General features: G+C 41.7%; 23 protein-coding genes. 19 read left to right on the top strand and 4 right to left on the bottom strand.

Going from position 1 to position 25,585, the window contains the following annotated elements:
* Position 1: 1 nt before the first annotated feature.
* The 17 genes from EWE74_RS02225 (at position 2) to EWE74_RS02305 (ending at position 17,413) form a co-directional block, all read left to right on the top strand.
* Complete coding sequence (locus tag EWE74_RS02225) at positions 2 to 928, top strand: glycosyltransferase family 8 protein (RefSeq protein ID WP_130139909.1); 927 nt, start codon at positions 2 to 4, stop codon at positions 926 to 928.
* A gap of 5 nt (positions 929 to 933) precedes the next feature.
* Positions 934 to 1,791: a beta-1,6-N-acetylglucosaminyltransferase gene (locus tag EWE74_RS02230; protein ID WP_130139910.1), complete on the top strand. Its 858-nt coding sequence runs from the start codon at positions 934 to 936 to the stop codon at positions 1,789 to 1,791.
* A complete protein-coding gene (locus tag EWE74_RS02235) occupies positions 1,788 to 2,654 on the top strand; it encodes a beta-1,6-N-acetylglucosaminyltransferase (protein ID WP_130139911.1) in 867 nt (288 codons plus the stop codon). Before EWE74_RS02230 ends, EWE74_RS02235 begins: the two co-directional genes overlap by 4 nt.
* 4 nt (positions 2,655 to 2,658) lie before the next feature.
* Positions 2,659 to 3,720, top strand: coding sequence for an acyltransferase family protein (locus EWE74_RS02240; protein ID WP_130139912.1), 1,062 nt, complete (start codon positions 2,659 to 2,661; stop codon positions 3,718 to 3,720).
* The gene (locus EWE74_RS02245; protein ID WP_130139913.1) at positions 3,717 to 4,718 is read left to right on the top strand and encodes a glycosyltransferase family 2 protein; all 1,002 of its coding nucleotides are present in this window, start codon (positions 3,717 to 3,719) and stop codon (positions 4,716 to 4,718) included. Before EWE74_RS02240 ends, EWE74_RS02245 begins: the two co-directional genes overlap by 4 nt.
* A gap of 5 nt (positions 4,719 to 4,723) precedes the next feature.
* A complete protein-coding gene (locus EWE74_RS02250) occupies positions 4,724 to 5,995 on the top strand; it encodes a hypothetical protein (RefSeq protein ID WP_130139914.1) in 1,272 nt (423 codons plus the stop codon).
* Between the two features lie 19 nt (positions 5,996 to 6,014).
* Positions 6,015 to 7,157, top strand: a complete 1,143-nt coding sequence (locus EWE74_RS02255; RefSeq protein WP_165384629.1) for a glycosyltransferase family 4 protein — start codon at positions 6,015 to 6,017, stop codon at positions 7,155 to 7,157.
* Positions 7,148 to 8,284, top strand: a complete 1,137-nt coding sequence (locus EWE74_RS02260; protein ID WP_239018526.1) for a glycosyltransferase family 4 protein — start codon at positions 7,148 to 7,150, stop codon at positions 8,282 to 8,284. The genes EWE74_RS02255 and EWE74_RS02260 overlap by 10 nt, the downstream gene beginning before the upstream one ends.
* A 20-nt stretch (positions 8,285 to 8,304) precedes the next feature.
* Positions 8,305 to 9,387 carry a GDP-mannose 4,6-dehydratase gene (gmd, locus tag EWE74_RS02265; RefSeq protein ID WP_206365177.1) on the top strand — a complete coding sequence of 361 codons (1,083 nt, stop codon included), beginning with the start codon at positions 8,305 to 8,307 and terminating at the stop codon, positions 9,385 to 9,387.
* A gap of 34 nt (positions 9,388 to 9,421) precedes the next feature.
* Positions 9,422 to 10,537, top strand: a complete 1,116-nt coding sequence (locus EWE74_RS02270; protein ID WP_130139917.1) for a glycosyltransferase family 4 protein — start codon at positions 9,422 to 9,424, stop codon at positions 10,535 to 10,537.
* Positions 10,534 to 11,646, top strand: a complete 1,113-nt coding sequence (locus tag EWE74_RS02275) for a glycosyltransferase (RefSeq protein WP_130139918.1) — start codon at positions 10,534 to 10,536, stop codon at positions 11,644 to 11,646. The genes EWE74_RS02270 and EWE74_RS02275 overlap by 4 nt, the downstream gene beginning before the upstream one ends.
* Positions 11,647 to 11,713: 67 nt before the next feature.
* Positions 11,714 to 11,986: a PqqD family protein gene (locus tag EWE74_RS02280; RefSeq protein WP_206365117.1), complete on the top strand. Its 273-nt coding sequence runs from the start codon at positions 11,714 to 11,716 to the stop codon at positions 11,984 to 11,986.
* A gap of 2 nt (positions 11,987 to 11,988) precedes the next feature.
* Positions 11,989 to 13,083 (top strand): nucleotidyltransferase domain-containing protein, encoded by a 1,095-nt coding sequence (locus tag EWE74_RS02285; RefSeq protein WP_130139919.1) that lies wholly within the window; start codon positions 11,989 to 11,991, stop codon positions 13,081 to 13,083.
* Between the two features lie 32 nt (positions 13,084 to 13,115).
* Positions 13,116 to 13,454, top strand: coding sequence for a hypothetical protein (locus EWE74_RS02290; protein WP_130139920.1), 339 nt, complete (start codon positions 13,116 to 13,118; stop codon positions 13,452 to 13,454).
* 4 nt (positions 13,455 to 13,458) lie between these two features.
* Positions 13,459 to 14,250 carry a polysaccharide biosynthesis/export family protein gene (locus EWE74_RS02295; protein WP_206365118.1) on the top strand — a complete coding sequence of 264 codons (792 nt, stop codon included), beginning with the start codon at positions 13,459 to 13,461 and terminating at the stop codon, positions 14,248 to 14,250.
* Positions 14,251 to 14,263: 13 nt separating this feature from the next.
* The gene (locus EWE74_RS02300; RefSeq protein ID WP_130139921.1) at positions 14,264 to 16,654 is read left to right on the top strand and encodes a GumC family protein; all 2,391 of its coding nucleotides are present in this window, start codon (positions 14,264 to 14,266) and stop codon (positions 16,652 to 16,654) included.
* A gap of 357 nt (positions 16,655 to 17,011) precedes the next feature.
* Complete coding sequence (locus EWE74_RS02305; RefSeq protein ID WP_130139922.1) at positions 17,012 to 17,413, top strand: hypothetical protein; 402 nt, start codon at positions 17,012 to 17,014, stop codon at positions 17,411 to 17,413.
* Positions 17,414 to 17,533: 120 nt separating this feature from the next.
* Here EWE74_RS02305 and EWE74_RS02310 read toward each other — a convergent pair whose 3' ends face one another.
* From EWE74_RS02310 to EWE74_RS02320, 3 genes are all read right to left on the bottom strand, one after another.
* Complete coding sequence (locus EWE74_RS02310; protein ID WP_130139923.1) at positions 17,534 to 18,838, bottom strand: ammonium transporter; 1,305 nt, start codon at positions 18,836 to 18,838, stop codon at positions 17,534 to 17,536.
* A gap of 130 nt (positions 18,839 to 18,968) precedes the next feature.
* Positions 18,969 to 19,706 (bottom strand): DUF6733 family protein, encoded by a 738-nt coding sequence (locus EWE74_RS02315; protein ID WP_130139924.1) that lies wholly within the window; start codon positions 19,704 to 19,706, stop codon positions 18,969 to 18,971.
* Between the two features lie 122 nt (positions 19,707 to 19,828).
* Positions 19,829 to 20,308 carry a regulatory protein RecX gene (locus EWE74_RS02320; RefSeq protein WP_130139925.1) on the bottom strand — a complete coding sequence of 160 codons (480 nt, stop codon included), beginning with the start codon at positions 20,306 to 20,308 and terminating at the stop codon, positions 19,829 to 19,831.
* A gap of 117 nt (positions 20,309 to 20,425) precedes the next feature.
* On the opposite strand from EWE74_RS02320, the gene EWE74_RS02325 reads away from it, so the two are divergent.
* On the top strand, positions 20,426 to 22,855 hold the full coding sequence (locus EWE74_RS02325) for a bifunctional UDP-N-acetylmuramoyl-tripeptide:D-alanyl-D-alanine ligase/alanine racemase (RefSeq protein ID WP_130139926.1): 2,430 nt from the start codon (positions 20,426 to 20,428) through the stop codon (positions 22,853 to 22,855).
* A 21-nt stretch (positions 22,856 to 22,876) separates the two neighbouring features.
* The gene (locus tag EWE74_RS02330) at positions 22,877 to 23,470 is read left to right on the top strand and encodes a DUF502 domain-containing protein (RefSeq protein ID WP_130139927.1); all 594 of its coding nucleotides are present in this window, start codon (positions 22,877 to 22,879) and stop codon (positions 23,468 to 23,470) included.
* A gap of 3 nt (positions 23,471 to 23,473) precedes the next feature.
* Here the strand turns inward: EWE74_RS02330 and ppk1 are convergent, their stop codons facing one another.
* Positions 23,474 to 25,537 (bottom strand): polyphosphate kinase 1, encoded by a 2,064-nt coding sequence (gene ppk1 / locus EWE74_RS02335; protein WP_130139928.1) that lies wholly within the window; start codon positions 25,535 to 25,537, stop codon positions 23,474 to 23,476.
* Between the last annotated feature and the right edge of the window lie 48 nt (positions 25,538 to 25,585).

Below are 25,585 nucleotides of genomic sequence, written 5' to 3' on the forward strand. Positions count from 1 at the left end.
AATGATTAGTAAAGTACCTGTTGTATTGGCTTTCACGCCTAATTATTTTGTCCCGGCATGTGTGACGATCACGTCCATCTTGCAAGGGTCGGGGTCTGTTTCTTTTCATTTTATTAGCTTGTTGAGCGAGCCTTTACCGGAGTATATGAAAGAAAAGTTGATACGCATCGGTGGACACAGGGCGACCTATTCTTTTATCAACCTAGAGGGACAATTGCAGGATATCTATATAGACGAACAGTATACCGTGGCCGCTTCCTATCGCTTACTGTTGCCACGCTTGCTGTCGGAGTACGCGAAGGTCCTTTATATTGACTGTGATATCATTGTTAACAATAATCTGTCCGAGCTATATCGCTTGGATTTACAGGGTAATTATCTGGCTGGCGTATTTGAGGTACCATTGGATTTCCAGATTCCCTATATGGAAGAATTGGGATGTAATCCAGAGGAATACATGAATTCAGGTTTCTTGCTGATGGATTTACAAAAGATGCGGGAAGATGGTTTGGTTGAACAGTTTATGAAAGCTTCGAAAGTAGATTATTTACAATTTCCCGATCAAGATGTACTTAATCAGGTGTGCCAAGGGCGTATTTTAGGATTACCACCGTACAACAACAGTATCCGGACTTTCTTTCTGCCGCAATACAGGGAGCGATTTTTAGCGATGTACTCTCCAAAGGATCTGCTCGATGTAAATAGGAAAGGCAATATTCATTATACCGGTACAAAACCTTGGGAAGCATTTACGATACGGTTCGTGGATTGGTGGAGGGTGTATTGGACATTGCCGAAAGAAATTAAACAGGAATGGAAGATGAATAAGAAGCTACATTATATGGCTATGCTTTTAAATACCAGAGCAGGAAGTAAGGCTTTGAGGAGTATTCAAGCTATTTATCGTAAAATAAAATATTCTAGCTAGGGGAGATGAAGCACGCTTACCTGATCATAGCGCATAATGAATTTGAGGTACTTCACTACCTCATATCAGCACTCGATGACGAGCGCAATGATATCTTTTTGCACCTAGATAAAAAGGTAAAGACTATGCCACGTATTTCGACTAAAAAAGCCGGACTATACATTATGGACAAGCGAAATGATGTGCGATGGGGACATTACATGCAGGTCAGGACGACGTTAGACATACTTTTCTATGCATATAATATCAGGAAGTATGCTGTTTATCATGTCATATCAGGAACGCATCTGCCTCTGAAATCGCAGGATGAGATACATTCTTTTTTCAACACTCATCTCGAAAAAAACTTCTTCATGCCAATGTCGACAAATGACGACGAAACGGATTTAAAGATACGGAGGTATAATTTTTTTGTGAGGAATTTTATGCATCGAAATCCTAAAATACGCCGAGTTGATCAACTGTGCTGGCAGATAGGGATAAAAGTGCAGAAGATTATAGGTTATAAACGAAACCGAAATTTGTCCTTCCAAAAGGTGTCTAATTGGTTTAGCTTAACGTCATCGGCAATTTCTTGGCTGAGGGAAAATGAAAAGACCATAGCAAACAGGTACCGATACACGTTATGTGCAGATGAGTATTTTGCCATTTCGGAACTTGATAGATCGCCACTAAAGAATAGTATAGTTTTTTATCCTCATCTTTTGAAGACCGATTTTGTCGGTGTAAATCCGCAAATCTATACATCAGAAGATTATCCAACATTAAAAAATACGCCATACTTGTTTGCTCGAAAATTCGGAGGATCGGATTTAAATATTGTGAAACGTCTTGTCAACGAATTAAAAGCCAATAAAATATGAAGCACGCTTATTTGATACTTGCCCATCATCAGTTTGGGTTACTGGAACTATTGGTTAAATCACTGGATCATGCTTGTAATGCGATTTTTATACACGTAGACAAGAAAGTGGCGGAATTGCCTGTGGTTCAGACAAAAAATGCAGCGCTTTATGTTCTTGATGAGCGTGTGGATGTCTACTGGGGAGACCTGTCGGTGGTAGAAGCGGAATATGTGCTCTTTGAAGCAGCTTCTCATGCCGGACATTACGATTATTTTCACTTAATCTCGGGCGTGGATCTTCCCATTAAATCATCAGATGACATCCGACAATTTTTTGAGAGGAATAAAGGAAGGGAGTTTATCGGCTTTTATAAAGATACGGAGTTCGCCCAACTCGATCGCAAAATGCAACGATATCATATCTTTCCACACGATTTCATAATAGATGGATCTCGGTCTAATACGATTAAGAGGATTATCCGAGCTGTACTTCTACGAATTCAAATTGCACTGGGGCTACGCCGCAATAAAAATATCGACTTCAGAAAGGGGACACAATGGGTTAGCGTTACGAGCGATTTCGTTCATTATCTGCTTTCCTGCAAAGAGGTGGTATTAAAAACATATCATCACACTTATTGTCCGGACGAGGTTTATAAGCAGACCTTATGTTGGAATTCGACATTTCGGGATAACGTGTATGATATGACCGACGAGGGGAGAGGATCATTGCGGGCGATTGGCTGGCAGGACGGCAATCTCTACGATTGGACAGATCAGGATTTTGAAGAAATTATGCAATCGGAGGGATTATTTGCGAGGAAGTTTAATAGTAACGACATGGAGGTAGTACATAAAATATTTAGAGAGATTTCGAAATAAGGCTATGGAGGAGTTAGATAAAAGGCAATCGGAGGTCATTGACACATTACGTTTTCCATTAATTATACTGGTTGTGTTTGGTCACATGCTTGGCTTTGAAAATAAGCCCGTCGCATTTGACTTATCAGTCGAAAATATTTATATCTTTTTTAGTGAACTGATCTCTCATGGATTGGCCAGGATAACAGTTCCGGCATTTTTCCTGTTTTCGGGATATTTTTTCTTTCGAAAGATGAAGGAATGGACATTCTTGTTCTATTTTTCACAATTAAAGAGGAGAATATGGACATTATTAATTCCCTATCTTATTTGGAATTTTTTAATGATAGCCGCTGTTTTACTGAAAAATTATGCTTTCGGTTTAGTGGGAGCAACACCAGACGAGTTCATGAGTAGCCTACAAGGAAACCATTGGTATTTTCATTTTTGGGAATCACCTATCAACTTTCCACTTTGGTATCTGCGTGAATTGATATGTATGTCTTTAATCACGCCACTGTTTTACTTTCTATTTCGATACATTAAAGTATATGGTCTGTTATTGATTTTATGCGTTTATGTTTTGGGATGGGAGGTACGATTAACTGGATTCAGCACCTGGGCACTATGGTTTTTTGGTGCGGGTGCATATATAGGATTTAATAAACAGAATATCTTATATTATACTCGACCAATGAGAAACCTGATATATTGGATAGCTATTGCTTTACTCTTAAGTATAACATTCTCTGTCGATACCATATACCATGGCTATCTGAGCCGGATATTCCTAATTTTTGGAGTAATGGCCACGATTAACTTTATAGACGGGATGACACAAAAGAAAATAACAGATTTTTTTGTACGGATGTCAGGAACAGTATTTTTTGTCTATGCTATTCATGAAATCTACATTATTAACTGGTTGAAAGGAGCTTTAGAAAGATTGGCTGGAGGCAGTTGGGGAATAATGCTTGCCGGTTATTTCATCGTTCCTTTTATCTGTTTAGGAATATGTTTGGGATTGTATTACGTTTCTAAAAGGATTGCTCCGGGGTTGTTGGCTATTAGTGTGGGTGGGCGATGAATACTTTACAACCCATAGTTTCGGTTATTATTCCGGTGTACAATGCGGAGGATACACTGGATATGTGTTTGAATCTACTGCAGTCACAGACCTATAGCAATCTGGAATTGCTATTTATCAATGATTGTAGTACAGACAGTAGTCGGGAAAGTATAGAGAATTGGGCGAGAAAATTGGAAGATAGGGAGTACGTAACAGTGAGAATAATAGACCATGAACGAAATATGGGCGTCGCTGCTGCTCGAAATACCGGACTGGGTCATGCTACGGGGCGGTATGTCTATTATGTAGATGCCGATGACGCCATTGAACCGGATGCGATTGAGGTATTGGTAAATGCAGCCGTGGAACATGACGCGGAGATTGTGGGGTGCAATTGGTTTTTGAGTTTCGAGAAAAATGAGCGCAAGATGAATCAACCAGCTTTCTCTACCGCTTATGAAGGGCTAATGGGGATATTAAATGGCACCATGCGGTGGAATCTTTGGCTGTTTTTGGTTGAACGATCTTTATACGAAAATAATAATATCCGTTTCACGCCCGGTTTGGATATGGGAGAGGATCTGATGGTGATGTGCAAGCTTTTTACATTCGCGAATCGGGTTACTTATGTCGATCGTACGCTGTATCATTACCGGCAGTCTAATACTGCTTCCCTCACGAAAGTTTATTCTGCTAAGCATATTAGGCAGGTAACCCAAAATGTACAGGAGATAGAACGTTTCTTGAAGGAGAGTAGTTTCGCGGATCGATTAACAAATCACATTGAATTTTTAAAATTGAACATCAAATTACCACTACTGATTTCTGATGACCAGGAACGTTATAAGCAATGGCTGGATTGGTTTCCCGAAGCAAATAATTATATCATGCAGAACAAAGCACAGCCATGGCGAACCAGAGTGTTGCAGTTATCGGCCTATAAAAAGCAGTTTTGGGCCGTACAGCTGTATTATCGGATAATTAATCAAGTGGTATATGGTATTTTATATAAATAAATAATATGTTACGAGCATTAAGACAATTTGCAGTAGGTGCTGGGGTAAGTTTTTATTTGTTTCCTTTTGGGCTGTTTTTCTTTCCGGCAAGCGTAAACATGAAAAACTTGATGGCGTTGTTGGGACTCTGTTTCGTCGTGTTTCATAGTATTCAAAACAAGACCTTTCATATCTCTAGGAGTTTGTTTGGCGCGTATGCCATAGCACTTTTGTTTTCAGTGACTTGCCTGTTTGCGATTGACTATAATGGGACGAATGATTTTAGCTATGTGACGTATATCACATCTTTTTTAATCTGGACCTGTGGTGGCTACGCCGTTTGCACCTTGATACGGTACGAACATGGAACGGTTAATTTTAAATTGATAACGTTTTATCTGGCGGCTGTTTGTCTGGTACAATGTGTATTAGCCTTGATGATAGACCGGATACCTGCTTTTCAGTTGTTGGTCGACACCTATATTTCGCAAGGACAGGATTTTTTACAAGATGTTAATCGGCTATACGGAATAGGTGCGTCTTTGGATCCGGCGGGAGTACGCTTCTCGGTCGTATTGATATTGATAGCGACCTTATTGGTAACACATCCTGAAGTAAAGTCCAATAAAAAACACCTGGCTTTACTGACGATTGCTTATCTCGTTATTGTTATGGCCGGCAATATGATTTCGCGGACGACCACGACCGGATTTGCGCTTTCCTTTTTTGTGTTGGTCTATTCAACCGGTATCTTTCAATTGGTTATCCGGAAAGAGTACTTTAAATTCCATCTTATTTTCGGCAGTATTTTAATCATCACGGTGGCGGTGGCTACGTTCTTTTATCAGACCGATCCGGTTTTTCACAAGAATCTACGCTTTGGTTTTGAGGGTTTCTTTAATTGGGTGGAGACCGGGGTATGGCGTACCGGCTCGACGGATAAGCTGGATAATGAAATGTGGATATGGCCGACAGATTTTAAATCCTGGATAATCGGTACCGGTTTATTTGGTGGTTATGTTTATGGGACGGATATCGGCTACTGCCGCTTTATCCTGTATTGTGGCGTAGTAGGATTAGCGGTATTCTCATCCTTATTTGCCTATTGTACCTATATTTTTGCTGGGAAATACCCGCAGTATCGTTTGTTGTTTTTCCTGCTGTTGGTGTACACCTTTGTGGTGTGGATTAAAGTATCTACGGATATCTATTTTATCTATGCCATTTTTTTTGCCATGGAAAAAGAATTATTTACCTATAAATCCGTAAAGGGGGCGGAAGTAACCTTAGTTTATTAATCGGATGAGAGAGCAGCAGATGAAAATTGTTTATTGTATCAATAATACCTGGTACGCAGGCGGCATGACAAGAGTCTTGGCAAACAAGGCGAACTACTTGGCTGCACAGGGGTATGAGGTGGTTGTGATAACTACAGACCAAGGCGGACATATTCCGCATTATCCGCTCTCCGAAAAAATCCAGCAAATAGATTTGGGGATTAACTATCTGGGAGCAGATCGTAAAGGAACCGCCGCAAAGATTATTTATACCCTGTGTGGTCTGTGGCAGCATAAACAGAAACTTCGTAAACTGCTAAAGGAATTAAAAGCGGATACCGTGGTGTCCATGTTTACCCGGGAGATGTTCGTCTTGCCCGGAATACAAGATGGGAGCAAGAAAGTGCTGGAAATTCATACCTCACGGTATAACTGGCTGCGGTTACGGAAAAATAAAGGGATAATCGGCAAACTGCAGAACGTCCTGGATTTCTATACGGTCAAGCGCTTTGACCACTTTGTGGTGCTGACAGAGCAGGACGAAGTTTTTTGGAGAGGTATAAAGCATATTTCTGTTATACCCAACGCAAACTCGTTTGAGCCGAAAGAAAGTTCTGCTTTAGATCAGAAGACGGTACTCGCAGTAGGCAGATGTGATGAAGGAAAGAATTTTAAAGATATCATAGAAGCCTGGGCAATAATACAACCTATACATCCGGATTGGCGGCTCAAAATTATAGGCGATGGCGAATTAAGAGGAAGCTTGAAGAAACAGACAGAGCGGCTACGATTAGATTCTTCCGTTATGCTTCAGCCATATACAAGGGATATCGTAAGTGAATATTTGAACAGTTCGGTGTTTGTTCTTTCATCTATATATGAAGGCCTGGGTATGGTCCTATTGGAGGCACAATCCTGTGGGGTACCGTTAGTGGCCTATGATTGCCAATGTGGTCCCCGTGAAATTATTGTGGAAGGAGAAAATGGCTTTTTGGTGGACGTTGGTGATGTGGATGCACTAGCTAATCGTATCATCCGGTTGATCGAAAATGAACCTTTGCGGGTAAAAATGGGGCAAGCAGCCAAAGAAAATTCCAAACGGTTTTCGGAAAAGATCATTATGCAAAAATGGTTGGATTTATTCCATCAGTTGCAGAAAGGGAGGGATAACTGGTGGGGATAAAGATTGTTTTTTGTATCGCGGGTACCTTCAATTCCGGAGGCATGGAGCGCGTCCTGGCCAATAAGGCAAATTACCTTGTGACAAAAGGATATGAGGTATGTATCGTGACCACAGACCAGAAAGCGCGCCTTCCGCATTTCGCTATGGACAGTCGGATTGTTCATTATGATTTGGATATCAATTATTTAGATCTTGTAGATAAGGGGCTTATTGGTAAGACTATCGGGTATTTTCGCAAGCAAAAAACACATTTTGACCGACTAAACACACTCTTATGTACTCTGAAAGCCGATATCGTAATCTCGATGTTTGACCATGAGGCTAATCTGGTATGGAAAATAAAGGATGGCAGTAAGAAGATACTGGAAATTCATTTTTCGCGCTTTAAGAGACTGCAATATGGTCGGAAAGGACTTTGGAGGCTGGCCGATCGATGGCGCAATAGGCGGGATTTGCAAATCGCTAAACGATACGACCGCTTTGTGGTCTTGACGCAGGAAGACAAGGCGTACTGGGAGAATCTGTCGCACATACAGGTTATTCCAAATGCCAATAGCTTCCGCCCGGATGAAATATCTTCTGTGGGGGAAAAACGGGTAATTGCTGTGGGGCGCCTTTCGTATCAAAAAGGTTTTGATGATCTCTTGGATATCTGGGCTTCGGTATTGCCTTATTTTCCGGATTGGACGTTGGACATCTTTGGTGAGGGGGAGCTGAAAGAAATGTTGCAATCCCGGATTGACCGGCTCGGTATCGGAGAAAATACACATTTGTGTATGCCGGTGAGTCATATTCAAGAAGAATATGGAAGAAGTGCCATCTTAGTGATGACCTCTCGGTACGAGGGACTGCCTATGGCACTTTTGGAAGCACAGGCCTGTGGCTTGCCCTTGCTGGCGTATGCCTGTAAATGTGGACCTCGGGATATCATTAACGATGGAGAAAATGGTTTTTTGATCGGTGAGGGAGATAAGACGGAGTTTGCCCGGAAAATAATGTTGCTGATGGGGGATATAAGCATGCGTCGGGCGATGGGGAAGCAGTCGCGATTACTTTCTCAAAATTTCTCGGAAGAGCGGATTATGTCCGAATGGGAGAATCTATTTAAGAACATAATTAAAAGTTAACAACACAATATATGCAAATGATGAAAAGAGTTGCACTAATAACGGGGATAACCGGACAGGATGGGTCCTATTTGGCGGAATTTTTATTAGAAAAGGGCTATATGGTGCATGGTATCAAACGGCGATCTTCTTCTTTTAATACGCAGCGTATAGATCATCTCTATATGGATCCGCATGAAAGACATGTGAATTTTAGATTGCATTATGGTGATTTAACGGACTCTATGAATATCATCCGTATTATCCAGGAGGTACAGCCGGATGAGATCTACAACTTGGGGGCCATGTCTCATGTCAAAGTATCTTTTGATTCACCGGAATATGTCGCCAATGTAGATGCGATAGGTACGCTTCGGATTTTAGAAGCCGTACGTATTTTGGGATTGGAAAAGAAAACGAGAATTTACCAGGCGTCTACTTCTGAGCTGTATGGGGGGCTGGTTGAAAACAAGAACAAAGACGGTTTTTACGATGAAAGCTCTGCTTTCTACCCGCGTTCACCATACGGGGTCGCTAAAATTTATGGTTTTTGGATCGTCAAGAATTATCGCGAAGCGTATCAGTTATATACTTGTAACGGTATTTTATTTAACCACGAGTCGCCCCGGCGCGGTGAAACGTTTGTAACGCGCAAGATTACGATGGCGGTAGCGGCTATCGCTATGGGGCAACAACATTGTCTGTATCTCGGCAATCTTGATGCATTAAGGGATTGGGGCCATGCCAAAGATTATGTCGAGGCGATGTGGCTGATTCTGCAACAACCGCAGCCGGATGATTATGTGATCGCGACCGGTAAAGCGACTTCGGTAAGGGATTTTGTAATCATGGCTTTCGCTGAGATCGGGGTGGAGCTCGAATTCGAAGGAAGTGGCGAGCACGAAATTGGACGTGTTAAACGCGCTATAGATGGACGATACAAATTGAATATTGGTGATATCGTTGTGAAGGTGGATCCGGAATATTATAGGCCTACAGAAGTGGATTTGTTGATAGGCGATGCAACAAAATCGAAAACGGTATTAGGTTGGGTGCCAAAATATGATTTGCCGGCATTGGTAAAGGAAATGGTGGAATCGGATCTAACATTATTAAATAAATAAGAGGTAGCATATTTCGATGGATAATACAGCTTATATGTCAACAAAAATAATCGTCGTTTCGGCCGTTAATTTGAATGTCGGCGGAACCTTGACCATCTTGAGAGATTGCCTTCGGTATTTATCGACGCTCGCTGCAAAAAATGAATATAGGGTTGTAGCTGTCGTCTATAAAAAAGAACTGGCATATTATCCAAATATTGAATATATCGAGACGAAATGGCCCAAAAAACGTTGGTTAAACCGTTTGTGGTATGAGTACGTAAGTATGAAAAAGATATCGAAGGATATCGGTGCAGTATATCTTTGGTTCTCCCTACATGATACAACGCCTAACGTTATTGCTGAACGACGGGCGGTTTATTGCCATAACCCGTTTCCCTTCTATAAATGGAAATGGCGTGACGTATTGTTGGCACCGCAATTTGTACTGTTTGCGTTGTTTTCAAAGTTTTACTATCAAAAGAATATTCATCTGAACAATCAGGTGGTCATACAGCAACAATGGATGAAAGAGGCGTTCCACCGTTTATTCCACTTATCAAAAGATAAATTGATAGTGGCTTTGCCAGATCTACCTAAATGGGATGAGTTTGCAAATGAGGAGTCCATAGTGATAGATGGGGAATATCGGTTTGTATACGCCGCATCCCCCAATAGCCATAAAAATTTTGAATGCCTATGCCAAGCGGCTGCTTTGCTGGAGAAAGAGGGCGTGACAGGGTTTAAAGTTTTGATTACCGTAGCGGGAACGGAAAACAAATATGCGCGCTGGTTATATAAAAAATGGGGAAAATCGACATCATCAATACGATGGATAGGATTTCAATCTAGAGAAAGCTTATTTAGCTATTATACACAAAGCCATTGCTTAGTTTTTCCGTCGAAAGCGGAGACGTGGGGATTGCCTATTTCAGAGTTTTCGACATTGAAGAAGCCGATGTTATTGGCAGATATGCCCTATGCGCATGAGACGGCCGCAGGAAATGAGCAGGTGGCATTTTTTAAACCGGAGGATCCGACGGTATTAGCAGATCAAATGAGGAAGTTAATTCAGCGAGATCGCTCTTTTCTCCGTGCTATACCGGCAAAAGAATATGAAAATCCTGTAACACATTCTTGGGAAGATTTATTTTCGATTTTGACGCAATGAACATACTACAGTTAGGGAAATTTTATCCCATTCGGGGTGGCGTAGAGAAGGTAATGTACGACCTGTCGCTTGGCTTGTCGGAACGGAAGGTACGTTGTGATATGCTTTGTGCGTCAACAGAAAACTATCCCGCCGGAACGATAGAACTGAACGATTTTGGAAGTGTAATGGTGATGCCCACAAAATGGAAACTGGCAGCAACCATGTTAGCACCGGCTATGATTACAACACTTCGCCGGATTGCGAAGTATTACGATATTATTCATATTCATCACCCTGATCCGATGGTCTCTTTGGCATTACTTCTTTCGGGCTATAAGGGAAAGGTGGTGTTACACTGGCATTCGGATATACTGAAACAAAAGACGCTGTTGAAGCTTTATGCGCCATTGCAAAACTGGCTCATTAGCAGAGCGGATGTCATTGTCGGAACAACGCCAGTATATGTGGCCGAATCGCCATCGCTCCAAAAGGCACAGCATAAAATCGATCATATTCCGATAGGGGTGTTGCCGATAACAGCCACGTCAGAAAAGGTTGTCACGATTAGAGAACGGTATAAAGGTAAGCACCTGATTTTTTCATTAGGACGTTTGGTGGATTATAAAGGTTATGAATATTTGATTCGAGCCGCTGGTTACCTAAACAATAACTTCCAGATTGTTATCGGTGGGAAAGGGCCTTTGCAAGAATCGTTAACCGTATTGATTCAGGAACTGGGAGTGGAGGATAGGGTAACCTTGTTGGGCTATGTGTCGGATGAAGACGTGCCGGGCTACTATGCGGCGGCCGATATATTTTGCTTGAGTTCCATCTTGAAAACGGAAGCTTTCGCGATTGTACAGATTGAGGCGATGTCCTGTGGGACACCGATCGTATCAACACATATCGCTGGTTCGGGCGTAAGCTGGGTTAACCAGGATGGCGTGTCTGGTTTGGTGGTAGAAAAGGAAAATCCGGAAGCATTGGCGAAGGCGTTTGAAAAAATAACAACCGACCCCGTGTTGAAAAGACGATTGTCGGAAGGAAGTAGAAAGCGGTATGAAACACATTTTACACGAGATAAGATGGTGGAGAAGAGTTTGGAACTGTATAACTTATGTTTATGAAAAAAGCCATACGATTTGCATTACGACCATGGCGGAGGGTTTGGAACAAGATTTTAAAAATAATAACATGATGAGATTACGGTCAGATTTAATTCTTAGACGTTTAGGTCACGAATCTATAATCGTAGAACCCGGACAGGATATGGTGGACATGTCGAAGGTGTTTACGTTCAATGATACCGCTGTTTTTATATGGGAGCGTTTACAAGGCAGGGAATTTACCTTGGAAACGGTGGTTGAAATGCTATTGGAAAACTACGAGGTAGAAGAAGATATAGCCAGGCGGGACGCACTTGCGCTGCTACAGACTTTTAAAGAACATGGTTTACTGATGGAATAGCGATGGTATTACAGGGTAGAGTGGGCAAAGCCTTTTTCAGTTTGTTGCGTGCCGGTCTATGGAAACAAGGGGTCGATATGCTGGGATGTTTTCCTTTATCGGAAGAGGAATGGCAGGCCTTGTACCGTATCGCACGTCAACAAACGGTAGAGGGTATCGTGTTTGACGGCATACAAAGCTTGGAACCGACTCTTTTACCCCCAAGGAAATTATTGCTGCTATGGCTCGTAAGGGTTGAAAAGCTGGAACAAAGGAATCGTCGAATGAACACTGTATTGGCAGAACAGGCGTTGTTTTTTGACAGTTGTGGCATCAAACCCGTGCTGTTAAAAGGGCAGGGGATAGCAGCTGGATATGCGGAACCGTTGCGCCGGGTATGTGGAGACATTGACTGGTATTTTTCGAACAAGGAAGACTACCATGAGGCCAACAGGCAGATCAGAGCAAAGGGAATAGAATGGAACAAAATGGCAGGAAATAGTATTTGGTATAGGTGGAGAAATGTAGAGATAGAACACCATCGGAACATTTTTGATATCTACAACCCATTCGTAAGAGGTTACCTGAAAGAATTTGAACAGGAGGAACAGCCGCGACAGCTTGAACTGTTGGTACAGGAGCAATCGATTATATTGCCCTCGCCGACCGCACAGTTGCTACAGGTAAATGCACATATATTGAAACACCTTCTTTCATTCGGGATAGGCCTACGGCAACTCTGTGATGCAGCTCGTTTATACAGCGCTTACCATACACAGATTGATGCGGATCGACTGCTTGCAGTCTATGCCAAAACAGGCATCTTGAAATGGATTTCCGTATTGCATAAGTTGCTGGTTGATTACCTAGGCATGCCGTCGGATAATCTCCCTCTCCGACGGGATACCGAACGGAATGCGGATTGGATGATGGAAGAGATATGGACAGCTGGTAATTTCGGATTCCATGATGGGCGGTATGTGGATATACAAAACGGCGGGAAGCGGGTTGATAAAAAGAAGAGGCTTTGGAATAACTTTTTAAGATATCTACCGTATGCGCCGATGGAGACGATCAGCTTTCCTTTTATACACTTATTTTCAAGAATATCGGGATAGATGATTAATACGGGGTTGACATATCAATTAAAATGTTGATGGTGACTTATGGACAAGCCGTACTATCTTTTAGTACGATTCTGCTACACGCTTCTGTGATAGAGCAGGACGGGCAGGGTTATGCTTTTTTGGGGAAGAGTGGCACAGGGAAGAGTACGCATAGTCGCTTATGGTTGCTCCATATTCCAAACGCTGCGCTATTGAATGACGATAATCCCGCCATCCGTTGGAATCGGCAGCTGTATAATAGGATAGTCAATCACCTGGAAAAGGTTGTCGCAAACGTACGCATAGGGCAGCTGACCTGTTTGCCGGATCGTACGGCAGCACAATTATGTTATCAGAAATTAACACATCATAAAAATAAATAGAAAAATGAACAAAGTTACTTTATTAACATGGCTATTAGGCTTAGTACTGTTAAATGGTTGTATCGTACCGAAAAAAGTGGTATATGTGAAAGATATGGTTCCGGATACGGTCTATCTTGCCATGGAGATGTTGCCATTACGCCTGCAAAAGAACGATCGTATCCAGATTGTAGTGAGTGCAAGTTCACCGGAGCTAGCTGCACCCTTTAACGGTGGCGTGGGCAGTTATAGAGTAGGCGATGATGGAACTGTATCAACGTCGGTAGACCGTTCCAGTTCGACGTCGAACTATGTAGTCGATTGGGATGGCACCATCGATTTTCCGGTTCTCGGAAAAATGCAGGTGGAAGGATTGACATTGGAGGAAGTGCGGGAAATGGTGCGTGGACTATTGATTTCTAAAGAATATATCAATAGTCCTGCGGTGAGAGTAGAACTGCTGAACTTAAAAGTCACCATGATGGGGGCTGTTGGAAATCAAGTGTTGCAAGTACCAGAGGGACGGATAACCTTGTTGGAAGCGATTACCCGATCAGGAGGGTTGCAGGTTAATGCCGACCCACAGGCCGTGTTCGTGATTCGCGAAGAAAACGGTGTGCGAAAGAAATATGTAAACGACGTCGAATCTAAAGCTGTTTTCGATTCGCCGACGTTTTACCTGCAGCAAAATGATATTGTATACGTAGAGCCTAAGACGGCTGTCATGACGCCGCGTGAACAACAAACGAGGCAGTATATCGGTTTTGGTATGAGTATGTTAAGTATTGCGTTAACCCTGTTCGCCTTATTAAAATAATAACAAAAAAGAAATGCACGTAAATCAATATAGCGGCATAGGTGCCGACGGAAAAAAAGAACAATCGATCAACATAATCGATATTGTTAAATATTTATTGTTTCACTGGAAATGGTTTGTCTTGTCTGTCCTTGTATTTGGTGCGATTTACTATTACCAATATAATAAATCGCCCTTTATTTATCGTAGTACGGAGACGGTGATGATTAAGACACCGACCAACACGCCGGTGACTGCGCGTCTTACACGGACAAACGCCACCAATTCGGTAAGTGTGAAAAGTGAAATATTGCAACTCCGCTCGAAAGAACTGATGGAAACAACGGTACAGCGTATCGGAGCGGAAACGAATTACCTGGAACGTGTGGGGTTACGCGACAACGAATTGTATAGAACTAGTCCGGTGGAAGTCACGCTTGCGGGCAAATCGGAAGATATCGGATATGATATTCTGGTAACGCCGTTGGATGCGAATCAAGTAAGTGTAAGAAAAAGAAATGGACAGTCCCAAGATGAAGAGGTCAAAGTTCCCCTTCATAAAGAGACCAAGACACCCTTTGGTTTGCTCACGGTACGAGCTACTCCATTTTACAATGAAGCATCCTACGGCAGGCGCATCCGTGTGGTTAGGCAGCCGTTGGAAACGGTGGTAAGTTATTTCCTGTCTAGACTCAGCGTGCAGCAAATAGACGGTGATGCTGCTTTACTACAGGTAGCGGTAGAAGATACGAATCCGCATCGGGCAGCGGCGCTAATTACGGAGCTAATTGCGGTATACAATGAGGTCGCGCTGTCGGATAAAAATCAAGTGGCGGTCAATACGGAAGAGTTTATACGTGATCGGTTGGCGATTATCGAAAGTGAGTTGGGATCGGTGGAATCGAATATTGAACGTCTCCAAGCCGCCAATCAAGGCATGGACGCAAAGTCTGCCGGTCAAATGCATCTTGCGGATAGTCGCCAGTTCCAGTCTGAGCGAACCAAAATTGAAACGGATATCAACCTGGCGAATATGATGCGTGAATACCTTACCGAGAAAGACGGGCAATATGAGCTGATGCCCAATAATACCGGACTGGTTGAAGCGAATGTGGAAAGTCAGATTAATGAATACAACACGATGTTGTTACGCCGAAATCGTTTGGTAGAAGGAAGTAGCACGGCAAATCCGGTGGTTGTAGATCTGGATAGAAATTTGGCGTCCATGCGGGATAATATTTATGAAGCGATGGATAATGCGATGCGGGGCTTGAACATCAAGCTGAACAATGTGATACGGGAGGAACAGGCGGCACGTGGAAAAGCGGTACAGGCACCTAGACAGCAACGGATGATGCTTTCAGTAGAGCGGCAGCAGAAAGTCAAGGAAGAATTGTACCTGTATTTGCTTAATAAAAGGGAAGAAAACGCCATCAATCGAGCCATGACGGATGAAAGTATCCGGATTGTTGATTCCGCAACCCGGTCAGGCGCACCAATTTCCCCAAACAAAATGCGGAAATTGGCAATGGGTGTTGCTATAGGTTTAGTTCTTCCAGCAGCTATTTTACTGCTAGTGCTTATGGTGGATACCAAGGTACGTAATAGACAGGATCTGGAAGGGGTGTTGTCGGTGCCATTTTTGGGAGAAATACCGCTATCCAAGCGCAAAACGAAAGATAAATCACACATTTTAGTGAGGGAAACTGGACGGGATCCGCTGACGGAAGCTTTCCGGATTTTACGTACGAATATTAGCTTCATGTCGCGAGATGGCAAAGAGGCGCAGGTAATCACATTGACCTCTTTCGGTATCGGTGTGGGGAAAACGTTCACTTCTTTGAATCTTGCAACGACCTTGTCTTATCTGGGGAAAAAGGTTGCGGTAGTAGATTTGGACTTGCGCAAAGGATCATTGACAACTAGGGTAGGACTTGACGGTGCAAAGGGCGTCAGTCACTATTTGTCTAATCCCGCTATACCGATAGACGTCATACTGCACAGTAGTGAAGAGATTCCTAACCTGCACTTCTTCCCGATAGGCGCCATGGCACCTAATCCGGTAGAACTGTTATTGAGCAAGCGATTGGACGATATGATGCAGACATTGCGGAATCAATACGATTATATTATTGTCGATGGTGTGCCGATTGGCATCGTCGCTGATGCTGGTATCGTTGACCGTATTTCGGACCTGACGTTGTTTATTATACGATCAGGTAGAATGGATCGGCGTCAGTTACCGGATATCGAGCGGATATACAGGGAGAAAAAGATCAACAATTTGGCTGTGGTGTTGAATGGTTTGAAACTGGGCAGTGCTGGATATGGCTACGGCACATACGGCTATGGAGGGTATGGCTACGGTTATGGCTATGGATTGAAAGAGAAGAGAGGGTTCTCAAGGTTGTTTAAGAGATCGTAGAATGTCTTTTATTTAAAAAGAGTGGTCATTGAAGAGAAGAGCGACGACTCTTTTTTACCAACAACCGAGAGCAAGTCTGTTACTATCATAAACAACGTATAGATCGCGGTCGGTAAGCCGTCTACGACCGCGTCTAGCTCGTAAACGACCCTCTTTTTTCTAACATGCAGCGACATAGGGGTTGTGACGTAGGACAATGTTGCTTAATCGATCCCTTTTATAGGGTGTCGATAGGAAATTAAAACGAACATGTCACAATATGTTTCGAAGAGAGATCTTTTTGTGTTAAACGCGTCTGTCAATGAGTGCATGCTACGTAACATGCTTTTAACGAAATACGTATTTAATTTAAACTTTATGTTATTTGAGAAAAAGATAATCGTATTCCCTTTATTATTGCTAGAGTTTATTTTTGATTCGTCTCAATCTAGGGCTTCTTTGTTAGTGGCGGGAAATAAGTGGAATGACTTTGGATGTCTGTCGTCGCATTTTAAGCTTTCTGCGAACGGGTTGTCGTTAAAAACAAATGAGTTCGCTAAATATCGAAAGCGCATCGCTAATTTTCCGTATTCGGTTGGCAAAAATCCGCTCCGCTATAGAAAAAAGAGAGGTGAAAATACGAAAATGTTCTCCGAATCTGTTGCTAACCCGTTTGACGTTACTGCTAGCTCGTTTGAATCTTCTATCAGCTCGTTTGAAGTTGCTGTTAACTCATCTGAATCTATTGCTAACTCGTCCTTGTTTTTTGCTAATTCATAGAACTTTGTCATGAACTCGTATGGGTTTGCTTCCATGTTACGTAACATTAATTCACAATCAATGAACTGACGCAATTCATTTAAATTGCGACAGTTCATGAATGTTTTTTAGGTATATGTATTAAAGTTCTTCGTCGTGTTGGCTGACATCCAATCCGACAATTTCTGCTTCTTCACTAACACGTAATGATGCTAGGAGATCAGTTACTTTCAAGAGAAGTAAAGATCCGAAAAAAGCGAACGCCGAAGCACCGACAAGGGCAATCAAGTGGGCAACGAAAAGTCCGGTTTCACCGAAGAAAATCCCGTTGGTTTCCACAGCACTGTTGACGTTGCTATGTGCAAATACTGCGGTCAACAACATCCCGACCATACCACCAACACCGTGGCAAGGGAAGACGTCCAATGTGTCATCAATACCTTTTTTCGTTCTCCAGATAACCACTAAGTTACTAATAACAGCCGCTACAATACCGATAACCAATGAATGTGGGATCGTTACAAAACCAGCAGCTGGTGTGATAGCTACCAATCCAACAACCGCACCGATACAGGCCCCCATTGCCGAAGGTTTTTTCCCTCGCAGGATGTCAAAGAAAATCCAAGCCATCGCCGCTGCAGCTGATGCAGTGGTTGTGGTTCCAAATGCAGAGGCAGCTAGTTCGTTGGCGCCTCCTGCCGAACCGGCATTGAACCCGAACCATCCAAACCATAGTAAACCCGTTCCTAAGATGACATAACTGATACGAGCAGGTGTATGTACTTGTTCTTTACGTTTGCCTAAGTATAATGCGGAAGCTAATGCAGCCCAACCCGCCGACATATGTACAACAGTTCCACCTGCGAAATCGAGCACGCCCATGTTGGCTAATAGGCCTTCAGGATGCCAGGTAGCATGTGCTAGCGGAACATAGATGAAGATAACAAATAAAGTAATGAAAATAAGATACGCATTAAATTTAATACGTTCGGCAAAGGCTCCTGTAATGAGTGCTGGAGTTATTACGGCGAATTTTAATTGGAACATAGCAAACAATGCTATCGGAATGGTCGGTAATGCTGACCATGCGTCATTGCCCAACATACCTTTCATCATATAGAAAGTGGAAGGATTGCCGATTATACCACCAATATCTTCGCCAAAGGCAAGGCTAAAGCCAAATACAACCCAAATAATCGTGATAAGGCCCATACATACGAAACTTTGTAACATGGTAGATATCACATTTTTTTTGCGAACCATACCGCCGTAGAAAAATGCCAAACCCGGCGTCATTAACAATACCAGCGCTGCAGACATCAATAGCCAGGCTGTATCGCCTGTATCGATATTGCTTTCCGTGACGGTGGTAACCTCAGTTGATGGGGCGAGCAATGCTAAGATTGCAGCTAGCGCGAGGAGTCCAAATGGGAGAATCTTTTTCATTTTTGGTTTTTGATTAAGTAGTTTTTTGATTAGTCTCCATGATTACTGCTGTTTTAGGAGATAAAATAATCACCCCTCCAGACTTTGACCTTAAGGTACAAAGAGAAGAGATGATTATTCATTTCTTTACCTAAAACGAAAAACCGGTAGATAACTTATAGAAAGAATCCTTGGCTTGTAATCCGTTTTTAACTTCCGGTCCGGCAGATAAGCGAACAAAACTGCCAAACTTGCCTGCATTAAATTGTACGTACGGGCCTGCCCATTGGAAATAGTCCAATTTGCCGCCGATATCATCTTTTGTTCTTTTCAAATGTTCGAAATGTGCCCCAAACGAGAACGCATCACTTACTTTATAGCCCGCACTTGCCCAATAGTGCAAATATGCTAGGGTAGAACCGTCCTCAGGCGCTTTGTCTCGAAGAGGAGCATAATAGCCGGCGTATATTTCCCCTTCAAATTTGGGGATATCCACATTGAAAAAGAGGTTTGGCACGATTCCGTCTCCGGCAATTCCGCCCAGTTGGCCATCTGCTGCTCCCTTAGAAAGCAAGTTCCCAAATGTGAAGCCAAGATTCGGGTTCAAGGTGATACCCTCGGCTAAACGTAGATTAACACCTCCGCCGAATTCTGTCCAGTTACCCCATGCACCAGCGGTACCTGCTCCCCAGAAAATACCATAGACAGATGTACTGACTTTTTCTGAAAGCTTGTATTCCATGGCTACACTAGGTGCAACGCCGAAAAATTGATCAGAAGTAACCCCAAAAGAGAATGTTGTCTCGCTTTCTTGTGCATTTGTGATAAATACAGTGCTTGTTAGGGTTAAGATTGTTGTTAGTTTGATGATTTGTTTAATTTTTTTCATAAAAAATGGGTTGTTTTGTTTTAATAAATGTAATTATATCCACAAAACTATGTAATTATTTTAATTAAACAACTTTTTTTTGATAAAAAACAAAAATAAATATTGTTTTTTTTTAAAAATCATCATTTATTTCTTAGTTTTTCTGATATTATTTCGTTTTCGAACCCTTTTGACAGGAGGTGTGTGTGTATTTTTGATTTTTCTGTAAACGAAATGGCTTTTTTTGTTTCTTTTATCTTTTTATTTATGGTTTCTTCTATTTTTTTGTGGTATTCGTCCATGTCTATGGTTTTTAATGCAAGTCGAATTAGCGGCTCAGATACCTTTTTTAACTTCAAGTGTTGTTTTATTTTAATTTTTCCCCAGCCTTTCATACGGAATCTACCCAAAGTGTATGCTTTTGCAAATCTTTCTTCGTTGAGAAAATTTTCTTCGATAAGCTGGGCGATAATATTTTCTAAGGTTTCTTGATCAAGTCCCCATTCATATAATTTGTTTCGTACTTCTTGCTGGGCTCGTTCTTGATAAGCACAGTAGCTTTCCGCTTTTCTTTTTGCTTCCAGAGGAGTTAATAACTTTCGTGGTTTCTTAGATTCTTCCATAACACAAACTTAAATAAAAGGCCTATTATTCATGAATACCTCGTAAAACAAAATACGATACGTAATTCATTTTTAGTTGTTGAAAATATTGATGAAATTTGTTCTTTGCGATTTATCATGTACACACTTGCATCCATTCTTATCCCTATTCATAGTAAACAGCACCTGATTCGTGATACGGAACTGCCAATCTATGATTTGGCCTACGACAGCCGTAAAATAAGAAATGCCGAACATAGTCTTTTTTTCGCTTTGATGAATGTTCGTGACGGACATACTTTTATTCCGGATGCTTATCAGAAAGGAGTCCGTGCTTTTGTGGTGTCGCGTGAAGATATTGATGTTGTGTCGTATCCTGAAGCTAGCTTTTTCTGGGTAGATGATGTTTTGGTTGCTTTACAAGAATTAGCACGTTATCATCGCGAGAAATTTAATAAGCCGGTTATCGGGATTACAGGCAGTAATGGCAAAACGATTGTAAAAGAATGGCTCACACAGCTATTACAAGAAGACAAGAAAGTTTATCAAAGCCCCAAAAGTTATAATTCGCAATTGGGCGTAGCCTTATCGTTATGGGATCTTTCGGATGACTATGATTGTGCCATTATTGAAGCGGGCATTAGCTTGCCGGATGAAATGGACCAGCTGGAAGCGATGATACGTCCGGATATCGGTATTATGACCAATATTGGGGTCGCGCATGCGGATGGTTTCACTAGCAAAGCGTTGAAAATAACGGAGAAGATAAAGCTTTTTAAGCATGCCAAAGACGTTATTTTCCCTTCACGCTACGGATTTGAGGTATACCTACCTGCGGGAAGCCGCACGTTTATGTTTGGAGAGTCTGATCGGGATGATGTAAAAATAGTACGCATAGAAGAAAGACGGGATGGTAGCTCGTCTATACAGGTAAACTATAGGCAGGAGATGGCAACTTTTACAGTACCTTTTGTAGATAAGGCTTCCATCGAAAATGTGCTAATTTGCTTAACCACGCTGTTGTTTTTAGGTTATTCTTTAGATGCGATTGTGCATAAGCTAGGCAGACTACGTCCGTTGGAGATGCGCTTGCAACTAAAAACGGGACGAAATAATTGCTCCATTATCGACGATACGTATTCAAATGATTTGGCGTCTTTACAAATCGCTTTAGATTTTTTGCACCAGCAGCAGCAACATAAGAAGAAGACACTTATTCTGTCTGATATGGAAGGGCTGAATGAAAAGCTACAAATGAAGCTTCTTTCTATCTTGCGGCAGCAAAATCTTACCCGAATAATTGTAGTGGGCAAAACCTTGAAATATTTACAAGATAAATTGCAGATACCACTTTTATTTTTTGCTTCCACGGAGGAGTTGGTTCGGAATCTGCATGAGATCTCGTTAGAGAATGAATCTATTCTCATTAAAGGAAGCAGACGGTATCATTTGGAGGACGTCAGCAAGCTGTTGGTTGCTAAATCGCATGAAACAGTCTTGGAGATCAATCTTAGCGCGTTGGAACACAATCTAAAGGTTTATCGGTCGATATTGCCATCGAATGTCAAGCTGATGGTTATGGTCAAGGCTTTTTCGTATGGGAGCGGAAGTTATGAGGTGGCAAACCTCTTACAATTCAATAAAGTAGATTACTTGACCGTTGCATTTGCAGATGAAGGCGTTGAACTACGACAACATGGCATAGACTTACCAATTATGGTATTGAGTCCGGATGAGCAAGTGTTTGAAAGTCTGCTAACTTCTAACCTAGAACCGGAGATATACAGCTTTCGGATTTTAAAAGCTTTAATCACATTTCTACGTATGCGCAAGAAGAAAGCTCTTCCTATCCATATCAAAATTGATACGGGCATGCATCGTTTGGGCTTTTTGCCTGATGAAATGGAAGAGTTGGTAACGTTGTTGGCTGCTGCGCCGGAAGTAAAAGTGAAAACCATATTTTCACATTTGGTCGCAGCGGGTAATGAACAACACGCTGATTTTACCAAACAGCAGATTGCTTTATTTTCAGCAAGTGTGGATAGATTGGAAGCGAGGTTGGGATATAAAGTCGTCCGCCATATTGCAAATACCGCTGGTATTGTTAATTGGCCTTCTGCTTATATGGACATGGTGCGTTTGGGAATAGGGCTCTACGGGGTCGATATGGATGAAAAAATGGTATTGGAAAAAGTCAGTGAATTGAAAACCACCATCACGCAAATTAAAGAATTGCCGGCGGGAGAGACCGTTGGATATGATAGAAAGGGAGTGCTGCACAAACCCAGCCGTATTGCCACAGTAAAAATAGGGTACGCCGATGGCTACAGTAGACGCTTCGGTGGCGGTGTGGGCGAGATGTCTATTAACGGACAAAAGGTACGGACAGTGGGTTCGATTTGTATGGATATGTGTATGCTTGATGTTACGGATATTGTGGCACATGAATTGGATGAAGTGGTTGTGTTTCCCGACTTGATGGAGGCGGCCAGACGTATTGATACGATACCTTATGAGTTGTTGGTAAATATTTCAGCTAGGGTAAAAAGGGTGTATTTTTACGGCTGATTAGGATTAATAAACAAAATAATGAAGAAAGTTTCTCAAAAAATATTATACTATTTAATCAAAGGCACATTGGTGGTTCTACCTGTTGCAGGCGCGATCTTTTTGATTGTGTGGGTGGTTGCATCGTTAGATAATGCTTTAAATCTGACAACTCATTTTTTGGAGGATGAGCAAGGATATCCGCTCTATATTCCCGGTATAGGAATTCTGACAGTGCTTATTATTCTTATCCTGGTGGGCGTGATCTTTACCACCTTTGTTACGGAACCAATACGTGCTTGGCTGAAACGTACTATCGATAAAATCCCGTTGTTTAATACACTTTATTCTTCTATAAAAGACTTTACGGAAGCTTTTGTAGGAGATGCCAAGAAGTTTAATGAGCCGGTATTGGTATTGGTCAACGAAACGGGACTGAAAAAAATCGGTTTTCTAACACAGCGTGATCTACAGAAAATTGGGCTACCCGATGAAGTAATCGTCTATTTTCCATATTCCTATTCGGTTGCTGGACAAGTTGTTTTTGTAAAAGCATCAAATGTACAGCGTTTAGAAATGAGTGCCACCGATGCCATGAAATTAGTAGTTTCTGGGGGTGTAAGTGGAATCGATTAGCAATTATTTTGTTTTTTTTCGTAAATACTTATAAAGTTCCACTTGCGAACGGTGCGGCGGTTTGTTATTCTGTACGTAGGTATTATCGAGTTTATTATTTAAGACCCGAGCCTTTACATTATCTTTTAACTGTATCTCCAGCATCTCTATAAGTTCCTGTTTAATTTTCTTATTGGTGATTTGTACTGCAGCTTCTACACGAAAGTCTAAGTTCCTTGGCATCCAGTCGGCAGAAGAAATATACACCTGTTCTTTGCCCGCTGCATAAAAATATATTACGCGGGCATGTTCCAGATATTCATCGACAATACTGATGGCATGGATGGGTGTCGTAAATTTCTTTTGATTAACGGCGCAATAAATCCCACGGACAATCATTTCAATTTTAACGCCTTCCGCAGCAGCCTCATATATTTTTTTAATAAGCTGCTTATCGCTTAAAGAATTTATTTTGATGATAATGCGGCTTTTATTTCCGGCACGGGCCTCTGCGATCTCTTTGTCGATAAGTGCAAGAAATGTGCTTCGCATATTAGTAGGACATACAAGTAGATTCTTACAAGATTTGAAACTTTGCGATAAATCTCCCTTATATTTCTTTAGTCCGGTAAAAACTCGGTTTATATCTGCCATGACTGTTCTATTGCTGGTCATCAAGCAGTAATCGCCATAGATCTTCGCTGTTTTTTCATTGAAATTCCCGGTACTTACAAAGCCATATTGGACAGTTTTGGTGTTTAGTCTTTTTTTGATAATACAAAGTTTAGCATGAACTTTTTTATCTGGAATTCCCAATAGTACTTTTATGCCTTCCATTTCAAATCGTTCTTTCCAAATAATATTGTGTTCCTCATCGAAACGTGCACGAAGCTCTAGCATTACGGTTACGTCCTTGCCATTTCTCGCTGCGTTGATAAGTGCATTGGCTACTTTGGAGTTTTCTGCCATACGATAGATAGTAATGTGTATAGAACGTACATCGGGATCCATAGCTGCTTCGCGTAGCAGATCAATGATGGGGTGAAAAGTGTGATAAGGAAAAGAGAGCAGCACATCCTTTTTGACAACGACATCACTGATGCGCTGCCTTCCGGCGAAGTCAGGATGGATGAACGAACTACGCTCTTTTGTAGGTTTTTCCGATTTAAAAATCTTCGGAAAATCCATGAAATGTTTGAAATTATGGATTTTCTGTCCGGGAATAATACTATCTTTTTTAGATAGATTCAGCTTTTTGATTAGAAAGGCTACAAGCGAAGAATCCATATCCTTGTCAAAGATAAAGCGGGTCGGTTTTCCTTTTCGACGGTTTTTAATACCCTTTTCAATTTTTTCTACCAGTGTCGTATTGATGTCGTTATCGAGATCAAATTCTGCATCTCTGGTAATTTTGAAAGCATGTGCCTTAAAGGAATCAAATCCGAAATAGGAAAAAATATAAGGTATATTATATTTGATGACATCTTCTAACAATATGACATGTTTCTCTCCTTTCGGTGAGGGCAATAGCAAGAAACGACCATTGCGCCGTGTTGGGTTTTCAATAATGGCATAACGCGTTTCATATTCCCAATCTTTTTTACACATGGCGATGCCCAAGTACAAGCTTTTGTCCCGTAAATAGGGCATAGCACGTGCCTCATCCAGCATCAAAGGAATAACGTTTGATTCTACTTCTTCTTCATAGTAAAACTTCACAAATTCTTGTTGTTCCTCGTTCAGCTCTTCGTTGGTTTTTATAAAAATTTTTTCCTTCGCCATTTCAGCTTGTACTTTAAGCCAAATGCGATCGAACTGCTGTTGCTGTTGGATGACGAGTTCATTTAATTGGTCTAAGATGATTTGCGGTTTTTCAAAGAAAATTTCTTTTGCGTCTTTCTCATTAAATGCCAACGCCCTTTTTAATCCCGCGACTCTTACTCTAAAAAACTCATCCAAATTGTTGGAGAAAATACCCAAAAACTTAATACGTTCGGAAAGACGTACGCTTTCATCAGCAGCTTCCTGCAATACCCGATCATTAAAACTCAACCAACTGATATCGCGGGGAATAAACCTATTTATCATTTTCTTTTTCTTAGCCACTATTTGAATGCTTTAAATATACCTCCCTAA

This window comes from Sphingobacterium corticibacterium (assembly GCF_004208525.1).
Classification (GTDB): domain Bacteria; phylum Bacteroidota; class Bacteroidia; order Sphingobacteriales; family Sphingobacteriaceae; genus Sphingobacterium; species Sphingobacterium corticibacterium.